The organism is Streptomyces sp. A2-16 (assembly GCF_018128905.1).
Lineage (GTDB): Bacteria > Actinomycetota > Actinomycetes > Streptomycetales > Streptomycetaceae > Streptomyces.
Window position 1 is genome coordinate 8,922,652 of record NZ_CP063808.1, and the last position, 18,395, is coordinate 8,941,046.

The 18,395-nt window shown below is 70.1% G+C and carries 16 protein-coding genes and 1 tRNA gene; 7 read left to right on the forward strand and 10 right to left on the reverse strand.

The genetic code is table 11. The features are described 5' to 3' along the window. Positions 1 to 245: 245 nt before the first annotated feature. Positions 246 to 1,466: an acetyl-CoA C-acetyltransferase gene (locus tag IOD14_RS39970; protein WP_062029947.1), complete on the forward strand. Its 1,221-nt coding sequence runs from the start codon at positions 246 to 248 to the stop codon at positions 1,464 to 1,466. 288 nt (positions 1,467 to 1,754) lie between these two features. Beyond that, positions 1,755 to 2,537: a hypothetical protein gene (locus IOD14_RS39975; protein WP_123989762.1), complete on the forward strand. Its 783-nt coding sequence runs from the start codon at positions 1,755 to 1,757 to the stop codon at positions 2,535 to 2,537. A gap of 3 nt (positions 2,538 to 2,540) precedes the next feature. Here the strand turns inward: IOD14_RS39975 and IOD14_RS39980 are convergent, their stop codons facing one another. Then, a complete protein-coding gene (locus IOD14_RS39980) occupies positions 2,541 to 2,852 on the reverse strand; it encodes a hypothetical protein (RefSeq protein WP_212672848.1) in 312 nt (103 codons plus the stop codon). A gap of 104 nt (positions 2,853 to 2,956) precedes the next feature. Between IOD14_RS39980 and IOD14_RS39985 the strand changes: the two genes are divergently transcribed. Next, on the forward strand, positions 2,957 to 3,187 hold the full coding sequence (locus tag IOD14_RS39985; protein ID WP_020120819.1) for a DUF4287 domain-containing protein: 231 nt from the start codon (positions 2,957 to 2,959) through the stop codon (positions 3,185 to 3,187). 64 nt (positions 3,188 to 3,251) lie between these two features. Here the strand turns inward: IOD14_RS39985 and IOD14_RS39990 are convergent, their stop codons facing one another. The 6 genes from IOD14_RS39990 to IOD14_RS40015 form a co-directional block, all read right to left on the reverse strand. Then, positions 3,252 to 4,145, reverse strand: coding sequence for a Bax inhibitor-1/YccA family protein (locus IOD14_RS39990; protein ID WP_123989763.1), 894 nt, complete (start codon positions 4,143 to 4,145; stop codon positions 3,252 to 3,254). Between the two features lie 148 nt (positions 4,146 to 4,293). Continuing rightward, positions 4,294 to 5,469 carry a 4-hydroxybenzoate 3-monooxygenase gene (locus IOD14_RS39995; RefSeq protein WP_212672849.1) on the reverse strand — a complete coding sequence of 392 codons (1,176 nt, stop codon included), beginning with the start codon at positions 5,467 to 5,469 and terminating at the stop codon, positions 4,294 to 4,296. Positions 5,470 to 5,638: 169 nt separating this feature from the next. Next, positions 5,639 to 6,316 (reverse strand): hypothetical protein, encoded by a 678-nt coding sequence (locus tag IOD14_RS40000; RefSeq protein ID WP_123989765.1) that lies wholly within the window; start codon positions 6,314 to 6,316, stop codon positions 5,639 to 5,641. A 937-nt stretch (positions 6,317 to 7,253) separates the two neighbouring features. Then, positions 7,254 to 9,185, reverse strand: a complete 1,932-nt coding sequence (locus IOD14_RS40005; RefSeq protein ID WP_212672850.1) for a hypothetical protein — start codon at positions 9,183 to 9,185, stop codon at positions 7,254 to 7,256. 108 nt (positions 9,186 to 9,293) lie between these two features. Further along, positions 9,294 to 9,512, reverse strand: coding sequence for a hypothetical protein (locus tag IOD14_RS40010; protein ID WP_007382551.1), 219 nt, complete (start codon positions 9,510 to 9,512; stop codon positions 9,294 to 9,296). A 52-nt stretch (positions 9,513 to 9,564) separates the two neighbouring features. Continuing rightward, positions 9,565 to 9,780, reverse strand: coding sequence for a hypothetical protein (locus tag IOD14_RS40015; protein WP_249126184.1), 216 nt, complete (start codon positions 9,778 to 9,780; stop codon positions 9,565 to 9,567). A 232-nt stretch (positions 9,781 to 10,012) separates the two neighbouring features. On the opposite strand from IOD14_RS40015, the gene IOD14_RS40020 reads away from it, so the two are divergent. Both IOD14_RS40020 and IOD14_RS40025 read left to right on the forward strand, forming a co-directional pair. Then, positions 10,013 to 10,408 (forward strand): helix-turn-helix transcriptional regulator, encoded by a 396-nt coding sequence (locus IOD14_RS40020; protein ID WP_123989767.1) that lies wholly within the window; start codon positions 10,013 to 10,015, stop codon positions 10,406 to 10,408. A 623-nt stretch (positions 10,409 to 11,031) separates the two neighbouring features. Then, on the forward strand, positions 11,032 to 11,283 hold the full coding sequence (locus IOD14_RS40025) for a hypothetical protein (protein WP_249126185.1): 252 nt from the start codon (positions 11,032 to 11,034) through the stop codon (positions 11,281 to 11,283). A gap of 49 nt (positions 11,284 to 11,332) precedes the next feature. On the opposite strand, the gene IOD14_RS40030 is transcribed toward IOD14_RS40025, so the two are convergent. Next, a tRNA-Leu gene (locus IOD14_RS40030) sits at positions 11,333 to 11,416 on the reverse strand. A 428-nt stretch (positions 11,417 to 11,844) separates the two neighbouring features. Between IOD14_RS40030 and IOD14_RS40035 the strand changes: the two genes are divergently transcribed. Continuing rightward, entirely contained in the window at positions 11,845 to 12,606 is a 762-nt protein-coding gene (locus tag IOD14_RS40035; RefSeq protein ID WP_123992690.1) for an ABC transporter ATP-binding protein, read from the forward strand. Further along, on the forward strand, positions 12,606 to 15,134 hold the full coding sequence (locus IOD14_RS40040; RefSeq protein WP_123989769.1) for an FtsX-like permease family protein: 2,529 nt from the start codon (positions 12,606 to 12,608) through the stop codon (positions 15,132 to 15,134). Before IOD14_RS40035 ends, IOD14_RS40040 begins: the two co-directional genes overlap by 1 nt. A gap of 57 nt (positions 15,135 to 15,191) precedes the next feature. Here the strand turns inward: IOD14_RS40040 and IOD14_RS40045 are convergent, their stop codons facing one another. Together IOD14_RS40045 and IOD14_RS40050 are read right to left on the reverse strand one after the other, a co-directional pair. Further along, positions 15,192 to 16,490: a class I SAM-dependent methyltransferase gene (locus tag IOD14_RS40045; protein ID WP_123989770.1), complete on the reverse strand. Its 1,299-nt coding sequence runs from the start codon at positions 16,488 to 16,490 to the stop codon at positions 15,192 to 15,194. 144 nt (positions 16,491 to 16,634) lie between these two features. Next, entirely contained in the window at positions 16,635 to 18,011 is a 1,377-nt protein-coding gene (locus tag IOD14_RS40050; RefSeq protein WP_078936012.1) for an NAD(P)/FAD-dependent oxidoreductase, read from the reverse strand. Positions 18,012 to 18,395: the final 384 nt, after the last annotated feature.

The window sequence follows — 18,395 nt, forward strand, 5'->3', positions numbered from 1 at the left end:
CGTCCGGCGTTTGAGGACGAGGCCCTTGGGTCGATGGGGGCCTGGGGGCGCAGCCCCCAGGACGCCCGCCCCCACCGACCCGCGCCACGACCGGCCCACGCCCCGACCCGCTCAATCGCCGGAGGCCAAAGCAAGCGCTTAGACATAGGTCACACCGCCACCCCCGTGACCCAGGCCATACGTCCGGGTAACTTCCCAAGGAGCCCCGTCCAGGAAGAACAATTCCGTACGCCAATGGAGCCGTGATGCCCGAAGCCGTGATCGTCTCGACCGCCCGCTCCCCCATCGGCCGCGCTGTCAAGGGCTCGCTCAAGGACCTGCGCCCCGACGACCTCACCGCCACGATCATCCAGGCCGCCCTCGCCAAGGTCCCCGAGCTGGACCCGCGCGACATCGACGACCTGATGCTCGGCTGCGGCCTGCCCGGCGGTGAGCAGGGGTACAACCTGGGCCGTATCGTCGCCGTGCAGATGGGCATGGACCACCTGCCCGGCTGCACGATCACCCGCTACTGCTCCTCCTCGCTGCAGACGAGCCGCATGGCCCTGCACGCCATCAAGGCCGGCGAGGGCGACGTCTTCATCTCGGCCGGCGTCGAGATGGTCTCCCGCTACGCCAAGGGCAGCTCGGACGGTCTGCCGGGCACCACGAACCCGCTCTTCGACGAGGCCCAGGCCCGCACCGCCGCCACCGCCGCGTCCGAGGGTTCCACCTGGCACGACCCGCGCGAGGACGGTCTGCTCCCCGACCCGTACATCGCCATGGGTCAGACCGCCGAGAACCTGGCCCGCGTCAAGGGCGTCACTCGTCAGGACATGGACGAGTTCGGCGTCCGCTCGCAGAACCTCGCCGAGGAAGCCATCAAGAACGGTTTCTGGGAGCGCGAGATCACCCCGGTGACGCTGCCCGACGGCACGGTGGTCAGCAAGGACGACGGCCCCCGCGCGGGCGTCACCCTCGAGGGCGTGCAGGGTCTGAAGCCGGTCTTCCGCCCCGACGGTCTCGTCACGGCCGGCAACTGCTGCCCGCTCAACGACGGTGCCGCAGCAGTCGTGATCATGTCCGACACCAAGGCCCGCGAGCTCGGCCTCACCCCGCTCGCCCGCATCGTGTCGACCGGTGTCTCGGGCCTGTCCCCCGAGATCATGGGCCTCGGCCCGGTCGACGCGAGCAACCAGGCGCTGCGCCGCGCCGGTCTCACCATCGACGACATCGACCTGGTCGAGATCAACGAGGCGTTCGCCGCCCAGGTGATCCCCTCGTACCGCGACCTGAACATCCCGCTGGAGAAGCTGAACGTGAACGGTGGCGCGATCGCCGTCGGCCACCCCTTCGGCATGACCGGCGCCCGCATCACCGGCACGCTCATCAACTCCCTCCAGTTCCACGACAAGCAGTTCGGTCTGGAGACCATGTGCGTGGGCGGCGGCCAGGGCATGGCGATGGTCATCGAGCGTCTGAGCTAGCAGGCGCCGAAGCGTCAACACTCCGTATCCGTACGGGAACTCGCTGTCACTCTTTGGCCCAGAACCCAGGAAACTCCAAGGTTCTGGGCCGATTTGTGATCCAATCTCCCTCAGGATGTGACCTATCTCCCTTCCGGAAGGGATTTACGCAGGTCAGAGCCGTTTCACCACTAAACCCCGGGCCCAAAGTCCTGTCCGTTTCGTGACGTTACGCACTGACAGCTGGATAGTCCGCCCTTCAAGCTGATGTAGGAAGTCGGGGGTCGACTTTGAACCGGGAGTACGTCAGTGAGCGCCATGCCGATCGCCTTGTTGGTCACCACGGCCGCCACGGGCGCCGTGGGCGTCGCCGTCCTGCGCACCCTCATGGTGCTGCGCCGACAGGTCGCCGCCCTGCACACCGAGCTCGCCAGGAACAACACCGCGCCCGTACGGGGTCTCGTACCGGCCGCCCGCCCCGCCGCTGACGTCGACGAGATACGCGCCGCCGTGGCCGAGGCCCTCGCCGAGGAGCGCGAGCGCGAGCTCGCCGAGGCGCGGGCCTTCTGGGCGGCCCAGGAGGCCCGTGACGCCTCCGACGCACCCTCGCTGCTCGGTCTGCCCGACAGCGATCTGTTCCTGCCCCGGCAGGCCGATTTCGTGGGCCTGGAGCCGGTGTCGGAGCCGACCGTCGACCTGGACGAGTTCGCGGGCGACTCCCCAGAGCTGGCCGCGGCCCGCCGCCGGCACCCGAGCCACCCGGACTTCGTCCCGGTCGGTTCACCCGTCGTGAACGACCATGAACGCACGGTGGCGACGCTGGAGGAGCTGGCCGCCTCCGGCACCGAGCTCGCCGACGTCCGCCCGGGCCCGCTCGGCACCCTCGACGTCTATGTCTTCGCCGACGGCACGACACTCTGCATGACCCCGGGCCACCGCGAGACGGCGGAACGCCTCTCGGCGGCCCTCCGCGCCGGCGAAACCCCGGTGCTGCTGGGCGGCTCGGGCATCTCGGGCGCGTACACGCTGACCTTCGCGTGCGGCGAGGAGAACGTCTACATCCTGGCCGACCGGGTCATAGCGTCCCTGTAGGAGTCACACTCCGGCACGCTGCTGGGCCTGCGCCACCAGCTCCAGCGCTTCTTCCACTTGGCCCTCGTCCGTCAGGACGAGGGCCAAGTCGTGCACGGCCACGGTGATTTGGTCGGCGGCGGCGAACATCCCCGCGTCCGGCATCTCGCGCGGAGCGGTCCCCGGCTCCTCCAGAACCTGCGTCCGGCGGGCGAACTCGCGGGCCAGGCCCAGCGCCTCGGCGGCCGCACCCCGTTGCAGCCGGCTCTGCGGCGCGGCCCGCAGACGGTCGGCGAAGTGGTCCACAGCCCGGGTCAGACGTGTCGTATCAGCCACCCGGCAACCGTACGCGTCCCACCGGGACTGTTGCCAACAGGCGAACGCTCAGGCACGGTGACCTGAAGGACCGGCTTACATCCCCTTTGCGTCCGGAGGCGCCGATGTCCCACGTCCTCTCCGAGGAGACCCACCGCAACATGCTCGCCCGCATTCCCCACTGCACCGGTCGTGAAGTGTCCGACTGGCTCCGCACCGTCGACGAAGGCCCAGCCCTCTTCCGCTTCGAGGAAAAGGTCAGCTGGCTCCGCCACGAACACAACCTCGCGTACGGCCACGCCAAGGCGATCATCCACGAGTACGACCTGAGGAGGGCCGCGCGCAGGTACTTCTGAGCTGCGCACATGCCGAAGGGCCCCCGGTTCGACCGGGGGCCCTTCGCCGTACGACCGTCGAGGACTAGTCGTTGCTGTTGAGGATCGCGATGAGGCGCAGGAACTCCATGTAGATCCAGACCAGCGTCAGCGTCAGACCGAACGCCGCCAGCCAGGCCTCCTCCTTCGGCGCACCGTAGGCGATGCCGTCCTCGACCTGCTTGAAGTCGAGGGCGAGGAAGCACGCGCCGAGCAGGACGCCGATGATGCCGAACAGGATGCCGAGGCCGCCGCTGCGGAAGCCGAGACCGTCGCCGCCGCCGAAGGCGGCGAAGAGCAGGTTGACGACCATCAGCAGCATGAAGCCGAGCGCGGCCGCCATGACGAAGCCGTAGAACCGTCGGTTGACGCGGATCCAGCCGGCCTTGTACGCCACGAGCACGGCGGCGAAGACCGCCAGTGTGCCGATGACGGCCTGCATGGCCGCACCGCTCGCGATGCGGTTGTCGACGATGCTGGAGATCACGCCGAGGAACACGCCCTCGAACGCGGCGTACGACACGATCAGCGCGGGCGTGGCCGTGCGCTTGAAGGACTGGACGAGCGCCAGGACCATGCCGATGACCGCGGCGCCGATGCCGATGCCGTACGAGCGGCCGATGTTGGCGTCGTCGACGGGCAGCAGCGCCCAGGAGAGCGCGGCGGTGACGATCAGGATGCCGAGCGTAGTGCCGGTGCGCATGACGACGTCGTCCATCGTCATCCGGCCGGTGGTCACCGGGGCCTGCGGCGGCGCTCCCTGCTGCAGGTCCTGCTGGGCGTAGGGGTTGGTCGCGTACGGGTTGCCCTGCGGCTGCGCGTAGGGGCTGCCCTGCGTGCCCACGGCTGCTCCCCCGGCCTGCGGCGCGGTGTTGAAGCCCGCGTAGCCGTTGTCGCGGCTGAACCCCCGTCGCGAGAAGACCGGGTTGCTGCTCCTCATTTCACTCCTCCATGGCCACCGTGTGTGGACCTTGCCTCAAGAGTAATGGGTAGGCAAAGGAATGACCCTAGTGCTTGAGGAGGATCTTCCCTCGTTGTGCTGGCCAACACGCTACGCGCGGGCGTGATTCCCGGCACCGGAGGGGCCCTCATCCGAAGGCGAAGCCGGTGTACCCCTCGGCGAGGTCGGTCTCGGCGGCCCGCGACCCGGCGATCCGCTCCAGCCGGGCCAGCTGCATCCGGTCCTCGAAGGGAGTGGCGTCGGGCGCCCGGTGCAGGAGGCCCGTCATGTCGTACGAGAACCGTTCGGCCTGCCAGACCCGGCGCAGGCAGGTCTCGGAGTAGGCGTCCAGGCGTTCGGCCGAACCGGTCTCCTTCTGGTGCGTCAGCGCCCTCGCGAAGGTCACGACGTCCCCCACGGCGAGGTTCAGGCCCTTGGCGCCGGTCGGCGGGACGATGTGGGCCGCGTCACCGGCGAGGAAGAGCCGGCCGTGGCGCATGGGCTCGTGGACGTAGGAGCGCATGGGGGTGACGGACTTCTGGGTGATCGGGCCGCGCTCGAGGGTCCAGTCGTCGTCCGTCTCGAAGCGCCGCTCCAGCTCGTCCCAGATCTCCTCGTCGCCCCAGCTCTCGGCGTCCGTTCCCTCGGGGACCTGGAGGTAGAGGCGGGAGACGGACGGGGAGCGCATGGACAGCAGGGCGAAGCCGCGGTCGTGGCGGGCGTAGACGAGTTCGTCGTGGGAGGGCGGGACGTCGGCGAGGATGCCGAGCCATGAGAAGGGGTACGTCCGCTCGAAGACCTTGGTCAGTTCGGCGGGAATCGCCTTCCTCGCGACGCCCCAGAAGCCGTCGCAGCCGACGACGTACTCGCACTCCAGGACGTCCTCGCGGCCCTCGTGCCGGAAGCGGACGCGCGGGTTGTCGGTGTCGGCACCCTCGACGGCCAGGGCCTCCGCCTCGAACAGCAGGGGGCCGCCGTCCTTCAGCTGGAGGGCGATGAGGTCCTTGCAGACCTCGGTCTGGGCGTAGACCATCACGGACCGGCCGCCGGTGAGGGCAGGGAAGTCGACGCGGTGGCGCTGCCGCGCGTAGCGCAGCTCGATGCCGTCGTGGTTCAGCCCCTCGCGGTCCATGCGCTCGCCGGCGCCGGCCGCGCGCAGCACGTCGACCGTGCCCTGCTCCAGGATCCCGGCGCGCTGGCGCTGCTCGACGTAGGCGCGGTCGTGGCTCTCCAGGACGACCGAGTCGATGCCGGCGCGGTGGAGGAGCCGGGCGAGGAGGAGGCCGGCGGGGCCGGCTCCGATGATGCCGACGGTGGTACGCATCGAGCGTTCCCTTCGGAGGGCTGGGGTACTGGCCGCCATTGCGGATGTTCGCACAGTGAAGTTTTTTTCACTTGAATGTGCCGAGTTTGCGCCCAGGGACTGCCGATGTCAACGGTCAGCGCGGCCGTCCGGCCCGCGGGTGGCTGCCGCGGGCCGGACGGCCGACGGGTCAGCGGCCGGGCCAGCCGTCCAGGTGGCGGCGCATGGTGACGTCCTCCTGCGCATCGCCCTTCGGGGCGTCGGCCACGGCGTCCCGGAGGACGGAGTTGACCTCGGCGGCGAGGGCGTCGGCCCGGGTGCGCAGGTCGGTCGCGGGGACGTCGGAGCGGGTCAGCGCGTCCAGCCTGCGTTGGATGTCGGCGAGTTGGCGGCGGTGGGCCGAGTCGAGGGTGAGCGGGGTGGGCGTGGAGACCACGAACTGGTAGGCGCCGGCCAGGGTCTGGCAGCCGGTGCAGCTCTTGTTGGTGGCGTCGCTGAGGTTCACGGCGTTCAGGCGGGTGTGCTCACCCGCGATGGTGACGATCTGGAACGACAGCGCGACCGAACGGCAGGCGTCGTCGGCGGTGCAGCCCGAGGAGACCGCGTTGGCCTGGTTGCGCACGGAGGCGGCGTTCACCTTGCCGAACTGGCGGATGGTGAAGGAGTCCTTCTCCTCCTCGTGGTCGAGCCGGTCGGCGTGGCTGAAGACATGGTCCGACGCGACGGCGACCTTGGTGGCGGCCCCGCCGGTGGCCGCCTGCGCCGGTACGGCGGTCGCCACACCGGCGACACCGGCGGCGAACAGCCCCACGCGAACGGCACGTCGGGTGAACGGGGTGGAGGTACGGGGTTTTCGGTGGCTGCTCAAGGAATCTCCTCGGGTGGTGGATCAGTAGGGATGTGGGGGTGCGGGTGGCCTGGATGCGGGTTGTCGGAGTGCGGGGGGCCTGGATGCGGGTTGTCGGAGTGCGGGGGGGGGCCTGGATGCGGGTGGCCCGGCTGCGGGGAGGGCGACGAGGAGGGGCCCGGAACCGGCCGTGACGCCGGGCGCCGGGCCCGCGGGCGGCCGGGACGAGGCCCGAGCGCCGACCCGCGTGAGGACCACACACGCGGGTCGGCGCAGACCGCCGGACCACCGGGCCGCGGGGCAAGGGCCGAAGGCCCCCTCGGGCCAGATCCGCCGACCGGACCGCTTGACGCGGATCGACCGGCCCCGACCCCAGGCCCCAGGCCACCGGCCCTTGACCCTCGTCCCTCCTCCCTCGGAAGGCGCTGCCCGACCTCGCCCTCCTCGGGCCAGATCCGCCGACCGGACCGCTTGATGCGAATCGACCGGCCCCGACCCCAGGCCCCAGGCCACCGGCCCTTGACCCTCGTCCCTCCTCCCTCGGAAGGAGCTGCCCGACCTCGCCCTCCTCGGGCCAGATCCGCCGACCGGACCGCTTGACGCGAATCGACCGGCCCCGGCCCTCGGCCCCGGGCCCCGGCTCCCGGCCCCGGAAAGAGCTGCCCGACCCGCCGTCCGTGGGATGCGAGGCCCCTCTCCCCGCTCCCGCCCGGCCCCGGCCCCACGCAGGTGGTCCGGCAGGACGCCCCCTTCCGGGAGGGATCTGGCCGGCCCCCGTGGCGGGAGCCGGCCGTGGCGGGCCGAGGGTCTGCCTCGGGTGGGGCGGACGGTTCCTCCCGGGCCCCGGACCCGGCCCCGGCCCCGGTGTCCGGGAAGCCCGGCGGCCGGGTCGCCGCCGTCCCCTCCTCGATGCCCGGGCCGGAAGCCTGCGCGGCCGGTCCGTCTCCGTCCCGCCCCCTCAGGACGCCCCGGGTGTTCCGCTGGCCGGCGGTGGGGAGGGGGTGTCCGCCGGGGACGCCGGGATGCTCTCCGACGGGATCGGGGACGGGGCCTGGCTCGACGGGCCCTCGCCCGTGCCCGGCGACGAGGGTTCCGGGCCCGCCGACGTGCCCTGGCTCGGGGACGCCGGTTTCCGGGAGGAACCCCCGCTCGCCGCACCGGGCGGTGTCGCGGACGACGCCAGGGAGGCGGACGCCGAGGCGGCGGAGGCACCGGCGGACGGGGCGCCGGAGCCCGAGGCACCGCCCCCCGCCGATGGCGGGACCGCTCCCGGTCCGGTGCCCGACGGATCGCCCGACGGATCGTCGTCCGAGGTGGACGCGTCGCCGTCCGGAGTCGTGGCCTGCCGGGGCTGCGGTTCCTCCGTCGACACCCCGGGCTGGAGGATCGGCGCGATCGGCGGCTTCTTCGGCAGCGGCTGGGGCGTCAGACCCGACGTCCATGCGTAGCTCAGGCCGGTCAGCCCGGCGAGGACCACCCCGCACAGCGCCACCCTCAGCACGGGCCGCCCCGCCGTGGACCGCTTGGCGGCACGGAAGATCCGCCCCCCGATCTTCACGGAGAGATAGACGACCCCGCCCATCGGGATGAGCAGCATCAGACAGCCCAGCACCCCGACGAGGCCCTCGACGATCTTGCCGTCCGCGAAGGCCGACCCGGTGCCGGAGAACTGCTCGACCATGGACCGGGTCATCGTGGCGATGATCCTCGGCAGGTTCCACAGCGCGTAGGCCATCTCGCCGATGATCAGCGGCACCATGGTGAGCACCCACGTGGCCACGATGGTCCGCGCCGACTTCTTCAGGCCGGCGACCTCTTTCCGCGCGGCCCGCCCCTTCCTGCCCGGCACCAGACCGAGCAGGATCGGCTTGATCTTGCCGTAGAGGTCGGGCACGCCCGCGAGGTCGCCCAGGATGTAGTAGCCGTCCAGACGCACGGCCGGCATCAGCTGTTCGAGGATCTCGAAGTGCCCGAGGTAGACCGCGGCCAGGAAGAAGGGCTCCCCCGTGGCGAAGTACAGCCCGGCCATGCCGAGCATGAAGACCACGTTGAAGTAGACCCCGCCGAGGTCGGTCCTGATCCGCCCGCCCCGGCCGATCCGGTAGACGTCGGTGACGTCGGTGTACATCGACGGCCAGATCAGGAAGATCCCGCAGCCGATGCACCCGGGCCGTGCGCCGCCGTATCTGCACGCGGAGGCGTGGCCGAACTCGTGGAACACGAGCGAGGCCACGGTCAGCAGGAAGACCAGCAGGATCAGCAGCGGCTGGTCGAGGACCTCCAGGACCGGCTCGATCGCCCCGTAGAAGGCGAACAGCCAGACGTCCATGGCGACGGCCGCCGCCATCATCACCAGCACCACGACCGGCCGGTGCAGCCACGCGAACGTCCGCGCGATCCGTGCCGTGCGCCGCTCGTCGAAGATGACCCGGTGGCCCTTGAGGGCGAGCAGCAGATCGGAGCGCGGGGCGTCGACCTCGTCGCTCTCCTGGCCCTCGGGGACCGTCACCCCGAGCGGTTCGAGCTTCTTCTCCACCAGGAAGCGGATGTTCTCGCCGCTGACCTCGCGGCCGAAGCGCGCGCTGACCCGGTGGGCGATCGACTCCGCGTCGCGGACGCCGTCGACGGACGACGCCACGAGATACAGCAGCCGTGACAGCTGCACGACCTGCCCGTCCCCCCGACGGGCGATGTACTTGGGTTCGGTGAAGCCCGAGCCCTGGTACTCGCCGTGCAGCCGCAGCCCCGCGCTCAGCCGTGGCACGAGCCGCTGTTCGACGACCGGCAGGCTGCCCGTGGCCACCTGTTCGTAGGTGACCGGCCAGCCGCCCGGCCCGGGCACCGGCCCGGGGTCGTACAGCGTCGGGGGCCCGTCTCCGAGCACTGTCATATGTGGTCTCCCCCCACGTCCTCCCCGTTTCCCCCCTTGCATGGCCGTCGGGGCGGACCGCACCGCTGGTACGGGCGGTCCGCCCCGACGGCCGTGATCACGTCGTCGTTACTGCTTGACGACGATCGACTGCGAGGCCTGCGACTCGGCGACCGAGTAGGAGGAGTGGTCGTTGAGCGCCGCGGACTGGTTGTCCGCCTGGATGTTGGCGATGTGCTTGGTGACGTTGGTCGTCTTGTTGAAGCTGAACTTCAGACGACCGAGGGCCTCCCGGCCCGGCAGCAGCTCGGCGGACTCGGTCTCCAGCTCGTGCATGTCCATGCTCATGACGGACGTCCTTTCAGGTGATGCGGATCGGGTTCGAGGTGGTGCGCGGGTGTTACTGGGTGACGGTGATGTTCTGGCCGGCCTGGGAGGCGGCGGCCGAGGCGAAGGAGTGGTCGTTGACGGCCATCGACGTGTTGTGCGCCTCGACGTTCGCGATGTGCTTGGTGACGTTGGTCGTCTTGTTGAAGCTGAACTTCAGACGACCGAGGGCCTCCCGGCCCGGCAGCAGTTCCGCGGACTCGGCCTCGAGCTCGTGAGCGTCCATCATGATCAATTCCCCCTCAGGGATGGGCATTTCCGGTCGGACCGAGTCAGGTTCCCCCCACACTCTGTCCAACTTGGTCGGACGTGCTGTCCAACGAGATTGGACACTAGGGCCTCGCGGGGCCGCTGCGCAACCCGTTCGGGGAATCACCCTTTCGGAGGCGGGTGGACCCGCCCGTAGAATCGGCTCCGACATGGACGGTTCCGCCGAGCGGCGAGCAGGAAGTGACCCACCCGTGGCCAACGCACTCCAGCAGTTGATCCGTGAGCGCCTGGACCTCAAGGGCTGGTCCTACGGCGAGGTGGCGCGCCGCGGTGGCGTCCCGCGCTCCACCGTCCACCACCTGGCGACCACGGACCGGGTCGTCCGCATGCCCCAGTCGACGACGCTGGAGGGGCTGTCCAAGGGGCTGGAACTCCCGTTGGACACCGTCCGCCGCGCCGCCGCGGAGGCCTGCGGCATCCACGTCTACGGCACGCCGGCCGCCCAGAGCGCCGAGGGCACGGCCCTCCACCCGGCCGACCCCGAGGTGGACCTGCTCATCGCCAGCGTCCAGAAACTCTCGGCCGACGACCGCCGCCACGTGGCCGCACTGGTGGAGTCCCTGCTGGACCGCACCCCGAAGAACTGACCACCGCCGTCCGGCCCCGCCAAAGTCACCCCGCCCGGCCCCGCCAAGGCGACCACGACCACCGCCCGCCCGACACGGCGAGCCCTCTCCTGCCCCACCCCGAGCCACGCCGGCAGCCCGGCGCCGCGCGAACACGAGCGGCTGCCCGATGAGCATCGGCGTCTGCGACGGGGCCCGGGCCGTGCGCGTCGGTTCGCGCCACAGCACGCTCGCCACGTCCGCACCCGCACCCGCACCCGCACCCGACGCCACGAGCCCCCTCCGGCCCCCGGAAAGGGCCCCGGACATCGGCCCACCGCACCCCTGCGCCCCGCACCGACGCGACGGTCCCGTCGAGCCCGTCACTCGCACCGGCTCGGTCGGCACTCCGGCCCCCCTCCGCGCCCCGGCACCACGAACCCCGTCCGTCCCCGACCGACCGCCCAACCCCCACCCCTGGCCAAGGAAGTGACCGTCCGGAAGCCGGGTGTCGGCGGTCCGCGATCGCGGATGTTCACTCTTTCGTGCAGTCGGAAAAAGAATTCGACTGTGGCCGAAAGCGCCGGACTCCCCCGCTAGTCTCTCGTCCTGCCCGAGGAGCGAGAGCCGCACGACCCGGGCTCCCAGGGGGGAATGTGTTGTTCGTGCATGGCGGACCGGCCACGGCCGTGGTCCGCGGGCCCGCCGGAGAATCGGTCGTACTGCTCTCCGGTGAGCTGCCCGAGGTACTGACCGACCGGTCAGTGACCGAACTCCTGGAACTGGCCGCCGCCGTCCTGGACGCGGACGAGCTGCCCCTGTTCCACACCTGTCTGAGAAGACTGCGCCGCGACGGCATGCGCGCCGGCCGCCGGATCGAGATCGACGGTGCCGTACTCACCGTCTACGAGGGTTGAAGACGGGATGCCGGCCCACGCGTGAGTACTCATCGCGTGGGCGGGAAAGTGCCCGGAGCCGGACTTGAACCGGCACGCCCGCGAAGGGGCAGCGAGGTTTAAGCTCGCCGTGTCTGCATTCCACCATCCGGGCAGGCCATGGGCTCCGCGTCGAGGTTCCGAGCCTATCGGGGTGCATCCCCCCAACCCTGGTCGAGCGGACCGATGTTGTCTTATTTTATTGAGTTCTGAGGGTGCATCAGACCATGGAACACGCCATCCGCACTTGCCAATAGCGTTACGTGCGACACCCGGACGCGCATGTGGAATGACGGAATTTCACCGCCCGAACGAGGACGCTCCACCTGTTCTCTGCACGCGGCCCCTCATCAGGGGTCGCCGTCATCCCCAGGTATGACACCGAGCGCCGCGGTCCCTCCGAAGTCTGCCTTCGGAACCAGAACTGCGGCTGACTACACGGCGGGCTCCGGCCACCACGATGGAAGACGTCCTTCAACGATGTCGTCCCGCTAGGAGTTCCATCCCGTGACCACCACCCCCTCCCCCGAACTTCGTCCGGGGGTGCCCCCGGCCGGCCGGACCACGGCCGTGGCCGCGCGCGCCACGGATCTGTCGAAGATCTACGGACAGGGCGAGACCCAGGTGGTCGCCCTGGACCGGGTCACCGCCGAGTTCCGTCAGGCCGAGTTCACGGCGATCATGGGCCCCTCGGGCTCCGGCAAGTCCACCCTGATGCACTGCGTCGCCGGTCTCGACACCTTCTCCTCCGGTTCGGTGCGCATCGGTGAGACCGAGCTGGGCTCCCTGAAGGACAAACAGCTCACCAAGTTGCGGCGGGACAAGATCGGCTTCATCTTCCAGGCGTTCAACCTGCTGCCGACCCTGACGGCGCTGGAGAACATCACGCTCCCGATGGACATCGCGGGCCGCAAGCCGGACAAGGAGTGGCTCGACTCGGTCATCCGGATGGTCGGCCTCCGGGACCGGCTCAGCCACCGCCCCGCGCAGCTCTCCGGCGGTCAGCAGCAGCGCGTCGCCGTCGCCCGGGCCCTCGCGTCCAAGCCCGACATCATCTTCGGCGACGAACCGACCGGAAACCTCGACTCGCGCTCCGGCGCCGAGGTGCTGGGCTTCCTGCGCAACTCCGTGCGGGAGCTCGGGCAGACGGTCGTCATGGTGACCCACGACCCGGTGGCCGCGGCGTACGCGGACCGGGTGGTCTTCCTCGCGGACGGCCGGATCGTGGACGAGATGTACAAGCCCACGGCCGACAACGTGCTCGATTTCATGAAGCAGTTCGACGCGAAGGGCCGCACCTCCTGATGTTCCGCACCGCCCTGCGCAACGTACTGGCGCACAAGGCCAGGCTGCTGATGACCGTGCTCGCCGTGATGCTCGGCGTGGCGTTCGTCTCCGGCACCCTCGTCTTCACCAACACCATCTCCGAGGCCTACCAGAAGAGTTCGGCCAAGGGCTTCGACCAGGTCGACGTCGCCGTCACCGCCGAATGGGACGAGAGCAAGGGCAACACGATCGGCAAGCGCCACGAGCTGACCCAGGCCCTCCTCGACCGGAGCGCCAAGGTCCCCGGCGCGTCGAACGCCATCGGTGTCGTCAGCGGCTTCACCGCCATCGCCGACAAGGACGGCAAGCTCATCGGCGGCGGCTTCCAGTCGCAGGGCGGCAACTACTACGGGGCCAAGGACCCCCGGTACCCGCTCGCCGAGGGCACCGCCCCGCACGGTGCGAACCAGGTCGCGATCGACTCCGAGACCGCGAAGCGGGCCGGCTACAAGGTCGGCGACACCGTGCGCATCTCGGTCGACGGCCCGGTCCTCAAGCCCGTCGTCACCGGCATCTTCACCACCGACGACGGCAATGTCGCGGCCGGCGGCAGCCTCGCGCTGTTCGACACGGCCACCGCCCAGAAGCTGTTCGGCAAGCCGGGGACGTACGACGAGATCGACGTGAAGGCGGCCGCAGGCACCTCCCAGACCGCGCTGCGGGCCGCGCTGGACAAGGCGCTCCCCGCGGACCTGGTGGAGACCGAGACCGGCAAGGAACTCGCCGACGAGCAGGCCGAGATGATCTCCGCCTCGATGAGCGGCCTCAAGCAGGGTCTGCTGGTCTTCGCCGGCATCGCGCTCTTCGTCGGCACCTTCATCATCGCCAACACCTTCACCATGCTGGTCGCCCAGCGCACCAAGGAGCTGGCGCTGCTCAGGGCGGTCGGCGCGTCCCGCAGGCAGGTCACACGGTCGGTGCTGATCGAGGCGTTCGTGGTCGGTCTGGTCGCCGCGGTGACGGGTCTGGTGGCCGGTATCGGCATCGGGGCCGGGCTCAGGTCGCTGATGGGCACGCTCGGCGCGACCGTCCCGGACGGCCCGCTGATCATCACTCCCGGCACGGTCGGCACGGCCCTCGCGGTCGGCGTCCTGATCACCATGCTGGCGGCCTGGCTCCCCGGTCGCAGGGCCGCGAAGATCCCGCCGGTCGCGGCGATGAGCAGCGTGCACGCGAAGGCGACGACCAAGTCGCTGGTGCTGCGCAACACGCTGGGCGCGCTGTTCAGCGGTGCGGGTGTCGCCGTCGTCCTGGCGGCCACCACGATGGAGGGTTCGGACGGCCAGGCCCCCATGGGTCTCGGCGCCGTCCTGCTGATCATCGGCGTGTTCATCCTCACCCCGCTGCTGTCCCGTCCGCTGATAGCGGCCGCGGCCCCCCTCATGCGCGTGTTCGGCGTCTCCGGGAAGTTGGCCCGCCAGAACTCGGTGCGCAACCCGCGCCGTACGGCCGCCACCGCCTCCGCGCTGATGATCGGTCTCACCCTGATCACCGGCATGACGGTGATGGCGGGCAGCCTCCAGAAGTCGATCGACAAGATGGCGTCGGCGGCCGTCAAGGCGGACTACGTGGTCTCCATGGCGAACGGCAACGAGCTCTCGCCGGACGTCGAGCGCAAGCTGGCGAAGGTCGGCGACGTCACCGCCGTCAGCCCGCTGCGCAACGGGCCCTCCCGCATCGACGGCGAGACCGAGTACCTGACCGGTGTCAACGGCTCCGCGATCGGCGAGCTCACCGACCTCAAGGTCGACGACGGCTCGTTCAAGGTCGGCGGCACCCAGGTGGTCGTGGACAAGGACAGGGCCAAGTCCTTCGGCTGGAAAGCCGGTTCGACCTTCACCGTCCACTACGAGGACGGCAAGGCGCAGCGGCTCACGGTCGCGGGGGTCTACGAGGGCAACGAGCTGATCAGCGGCATCCTGCTCGACACCGCCACCCTCAACCCGCATCTGAGCGACCGGTCCGACATGCAGGTCATGCTGAAGACGTCCGACGGCGCCTCCGCCGCCACCAAGGACAGGCTGGAGAAGGCCCTCGGCTCCAACCCGGCCATCAAGGTCCAGGACAAGAAGGACCTCTCCGACTCCATCGCCCAGATGTTCACGCTGATGCTGAACATGCTCTACGGCCTCCTGGCCATGGCGGTGATCGTCGCGGTCCTCGGCGTCATCAACACCCTGGCCATGTCGGTCTTCGAGCGGTCCCAGGAGATCGGCATGCTGCGCGCGATCGGCCTGGACCGCAAGGGCATCAAGCGGATGGTCCGTCTGGAGTCGCTGGTCATCTCCCTGTTCGGCGGGGTCCTCGGCATCGGCCTGGGTGTCTTCTTCGGCTGGGCGGCCGGTGAGCTGCTCGGCACGAAGATGGCGACGTACGAACTCGTCCTGCCCTGGGCCCGGATGGCGGTGTTCCTGCTCCTCGCGGCGACGGTGGGCATCCTCGCCGCGCTGTGGCCGGCCCGCCGGGCGGCCCGTATGAACATGCTGGCGGCCATCAAGGCGGAGTAGGGGCACGGCGCTCGGGGCCCGTCACGGAGGGGGTGGCGGGCCCCTTCTTCGTGCGGGTCAGTTCCAGGTGCGGGATCTCAGCGGCAGCCCGGAGGCGCCGGAATCGGGAGTTCTGACGGCGAGGACCTGGTTGACGCCGATGCGGTTGCGTTCGAAGGCGAGGGCGCTGGCAGCCATGTACAGCCGCCACACGCGGGCCCGCCCGGGGCCGGCGATCCGGACCGCGCGCTGCCACTGGGCCTCCAGGTTGGCGACCCAGCGGCGCAGGGTGTGGGCGTAGTGCTCGCGGATCGACTCGACGTCCCGCACTTCGAACCCGGCCCGCTCCAGCATGGTCACGGTGGTGCCGAGGGGGGCGAGTTCGCCGTCGGGGAAGACATAGGCGTCGATGAACTCGTCGACGTGGTACGCCGATTCGTCGCGGTGCGGACGCCGGGCGATCTGGTGGTTGAGCAGCCGCCCGCCGGGCCTCAGGAGCTTCAGCAGGTCCTCGGCGTACTCCAGGTAGCGTTCGGCGCCGACGTGTTCGGCCATGCCGATGGAGGAGACGGCGTCGTACGGCCCGTCGATGACATCCCGGTAGTCCTGCACCCGGATCTCCACACGGTCGGTGAGCCCCTCCTCGGCGACACGCTTGCGGGCGTAGGCCGCCTGCTCCTGGGAGAGGGTGATGCCGACGACGCTCACGCCGTACTCGCGGGCCGCGTGGACGGCCATCGAGCCCCAGCCGCAGCCGACGTCGAGGAGCCGCTGCCCGGCTGTCAGGCCGAGCTTGCGGCAGACGAGATCCAGCTTGTCGCGCTGGGCGTGCTCCAGGGTGCCCTCGGGCTCGGGGGCCTCCCAGTAGGCGCACGAGTACACCATCGACGGGCCGAGGACGATCTCGTAGAAGCCGTTGCCGACGTCGTAGTGGTGGCTGATGGCCCGCTTGTCGCTGCCTTTGGTGTGCAGATGGCCGCGGGCCCTCCGGACTTCCTCCGGCGGCGGGGCGGGCGGCAGCGGAGGCCCGGCGAGGGCGAGCAGTCCGCGTACGGCGGAGCGCACCTCGGGGTCGCGCAGGGCCTGCAGGAGGCTCCTGGCGTCCTCCCCGCGCTCCCAGACCAGCCCCGAGATCAGGTCGAGGGCGGTGTAGAGGTCGCCGTCGATGTCCAGGTCTCCCGCGACCCAGGCACGCGCCAGCCCCAGCTCGCCCGGCTTGAACAGCAGCCGGCGGACGGCCCGCCGGTTGCGCACGACCAGCGCGGGCGCCTCGGGCGGCCCGGCCTCCGAGCCGTCCCAGGCACGGATCCGCACCGGTAGCGGCACTCCCAGCACCTGAGAGATGAGGGTTCTGAGCCGCAGCGCGGCATCTGCCATGGCGCACACCTCCGTGACGAGGATCCCGGAATTGTCCACCTCGGTAAACAACGCCACGGCCATGGTCAATCCCGAAACCACCGAAAGGCCCCCTGCACCACGGATGGCAGGGGGCCTTTCGGTCCGTTCAGCGACCGGTACGGGTCAGGAGGCCTTGGCCTCGGTCTTCTTCGGCTCGGCGGCCGGCACGGGCCGCGCTGCCTCGTAGAACTCCTCGCGCGGGTGCTCCATCGCGCCGAGGGAGACGACCTCGCGCTTGAGGAACATGCCGAGGGTCCAGTCGGCGAAGACGCGGACCTTGCGGTTCCAGGTCGGCATGGCCAGACCGTGGTAGCCGCGGTGCATGTACCAGGCGAGACGGCCCTTGAGCTTGATCTTCATCTTGCCCATGACGATCATCGCGACGCCCTTGTGCAGGCCGAGACCCGCGACAGCACCCTTGTTGGAGTGGCTGTACTCCTTCTGCGGGAAGCCCCGCATGCCGGAGATCACGTTGTCACCGAGGACCCTGGCCTGCCGCAGCGCGTGCTGGGCGTTCGGCGGGCACCAGGCGTTCTCGACGCCGGCCTTGCGGGCGGCGACGTCCGGGACCTGGGCGTTGTCGCCGGCGGCCCAGATGTAGTCGGTGCCCTGGACCTGGAGGGTCGGGGCGGTGTCCACGTGACCACGCGGGCCCAGCGGGAGGCCGTAGCGGGAGAGGACCGGGTTGGGCTTGACGCCGGCGGTCCACACGATGGTGCTGGAGTCGACCTCCAGGCCGTTCTTGAGGACCACGTGGCCGTCGACGCAGGAGTCCATCGAGGTGGAGAGGTAGATCTCCACGCCCCGGCTCTCCAGGTGCTCCTTGCCGTACTGGCCGAGCTTGGGGCCGACCTCGGGAAGGATCTTGTCGGCGGCGTCGACGAGGATGAACCGCATGTCCTCGCGCGAGACGTTGGTGTAGTACTTGGCCGCGTCGCGGGCCATGTCCTCGACCTCGCCGATGGTCTCCGCACCCGCGAAGCCACCGCCGATGAAGACGAAGGTGAGCGCCTTGCGGCGGATCTCCTCGTCGGTCGTGGAGTCGGCCTTGTCGAGCTGCTCGAGGACGTGGTTGCGCAGGCCGATGGCCTCCTCGATGCCCTTCATGCCGATGCCCTGCTCGGCGAGGCCGGGGATCGGGAAGGTGCGGGAGACCGCGCCGAGCGCGATCACCAGGTAGTCGAAAGGCAGCTCGTACGCCTCGCCCACGAGGGGGGCGATCGTGGCGACCTTGCGGTCCTGGTCGATGGTGGTGACCCGGCCGGTGAGAACCTCCGCCTTGGGCAGCACGCGTCGCAGCGGGACGACGACGTGGCGCGGGGAGATGTTGCCGGCGGCGGTTTCGGGGAGGAAGGGCTGGTAGGTCATGTACGACCGGGGGTCGACGACCGTGACGGTCGCCTCGCCGTAGCGCATCTTCTTGAGGATGCGCCGAGCTGCGTACAGGCCTACGTACCCACCGCCTACTACGAGGATCCTGGGACGCTCCGTGGTGCTCATGCCATCGAGTATCCACCCGCCTCAGGGGGGTCGCTCGTGCGCCCCTTCACAAGCTCTTGCAAGGGGTGTGTTATCCTCCGCCGCTCGCGTGATCCAGATCATGAAGCGGGACGGGAACCACGGTACCGGGCGACCCGTTGTCAATGCCGCGTGAGCTGCCTCTCCGTGCCGGAAGCCGCCCCGTGAGGGGCCCTCACAGGCCCCTCGCAGACCCCTCGCCCGAGGTCCGCATCCCACCGTTTTGAACGTGTTCACAGGGGTGTTGAGCCCCCGGAAGGGTCAACCGGACCACATTCGTCGTCCGACAGGGCCCAATTCCTTGTGAAGAACTTCACGAACTTTCCCGGCGCCACGTCGAAGAGGGGCCCCGAAGGACCCCTCTGA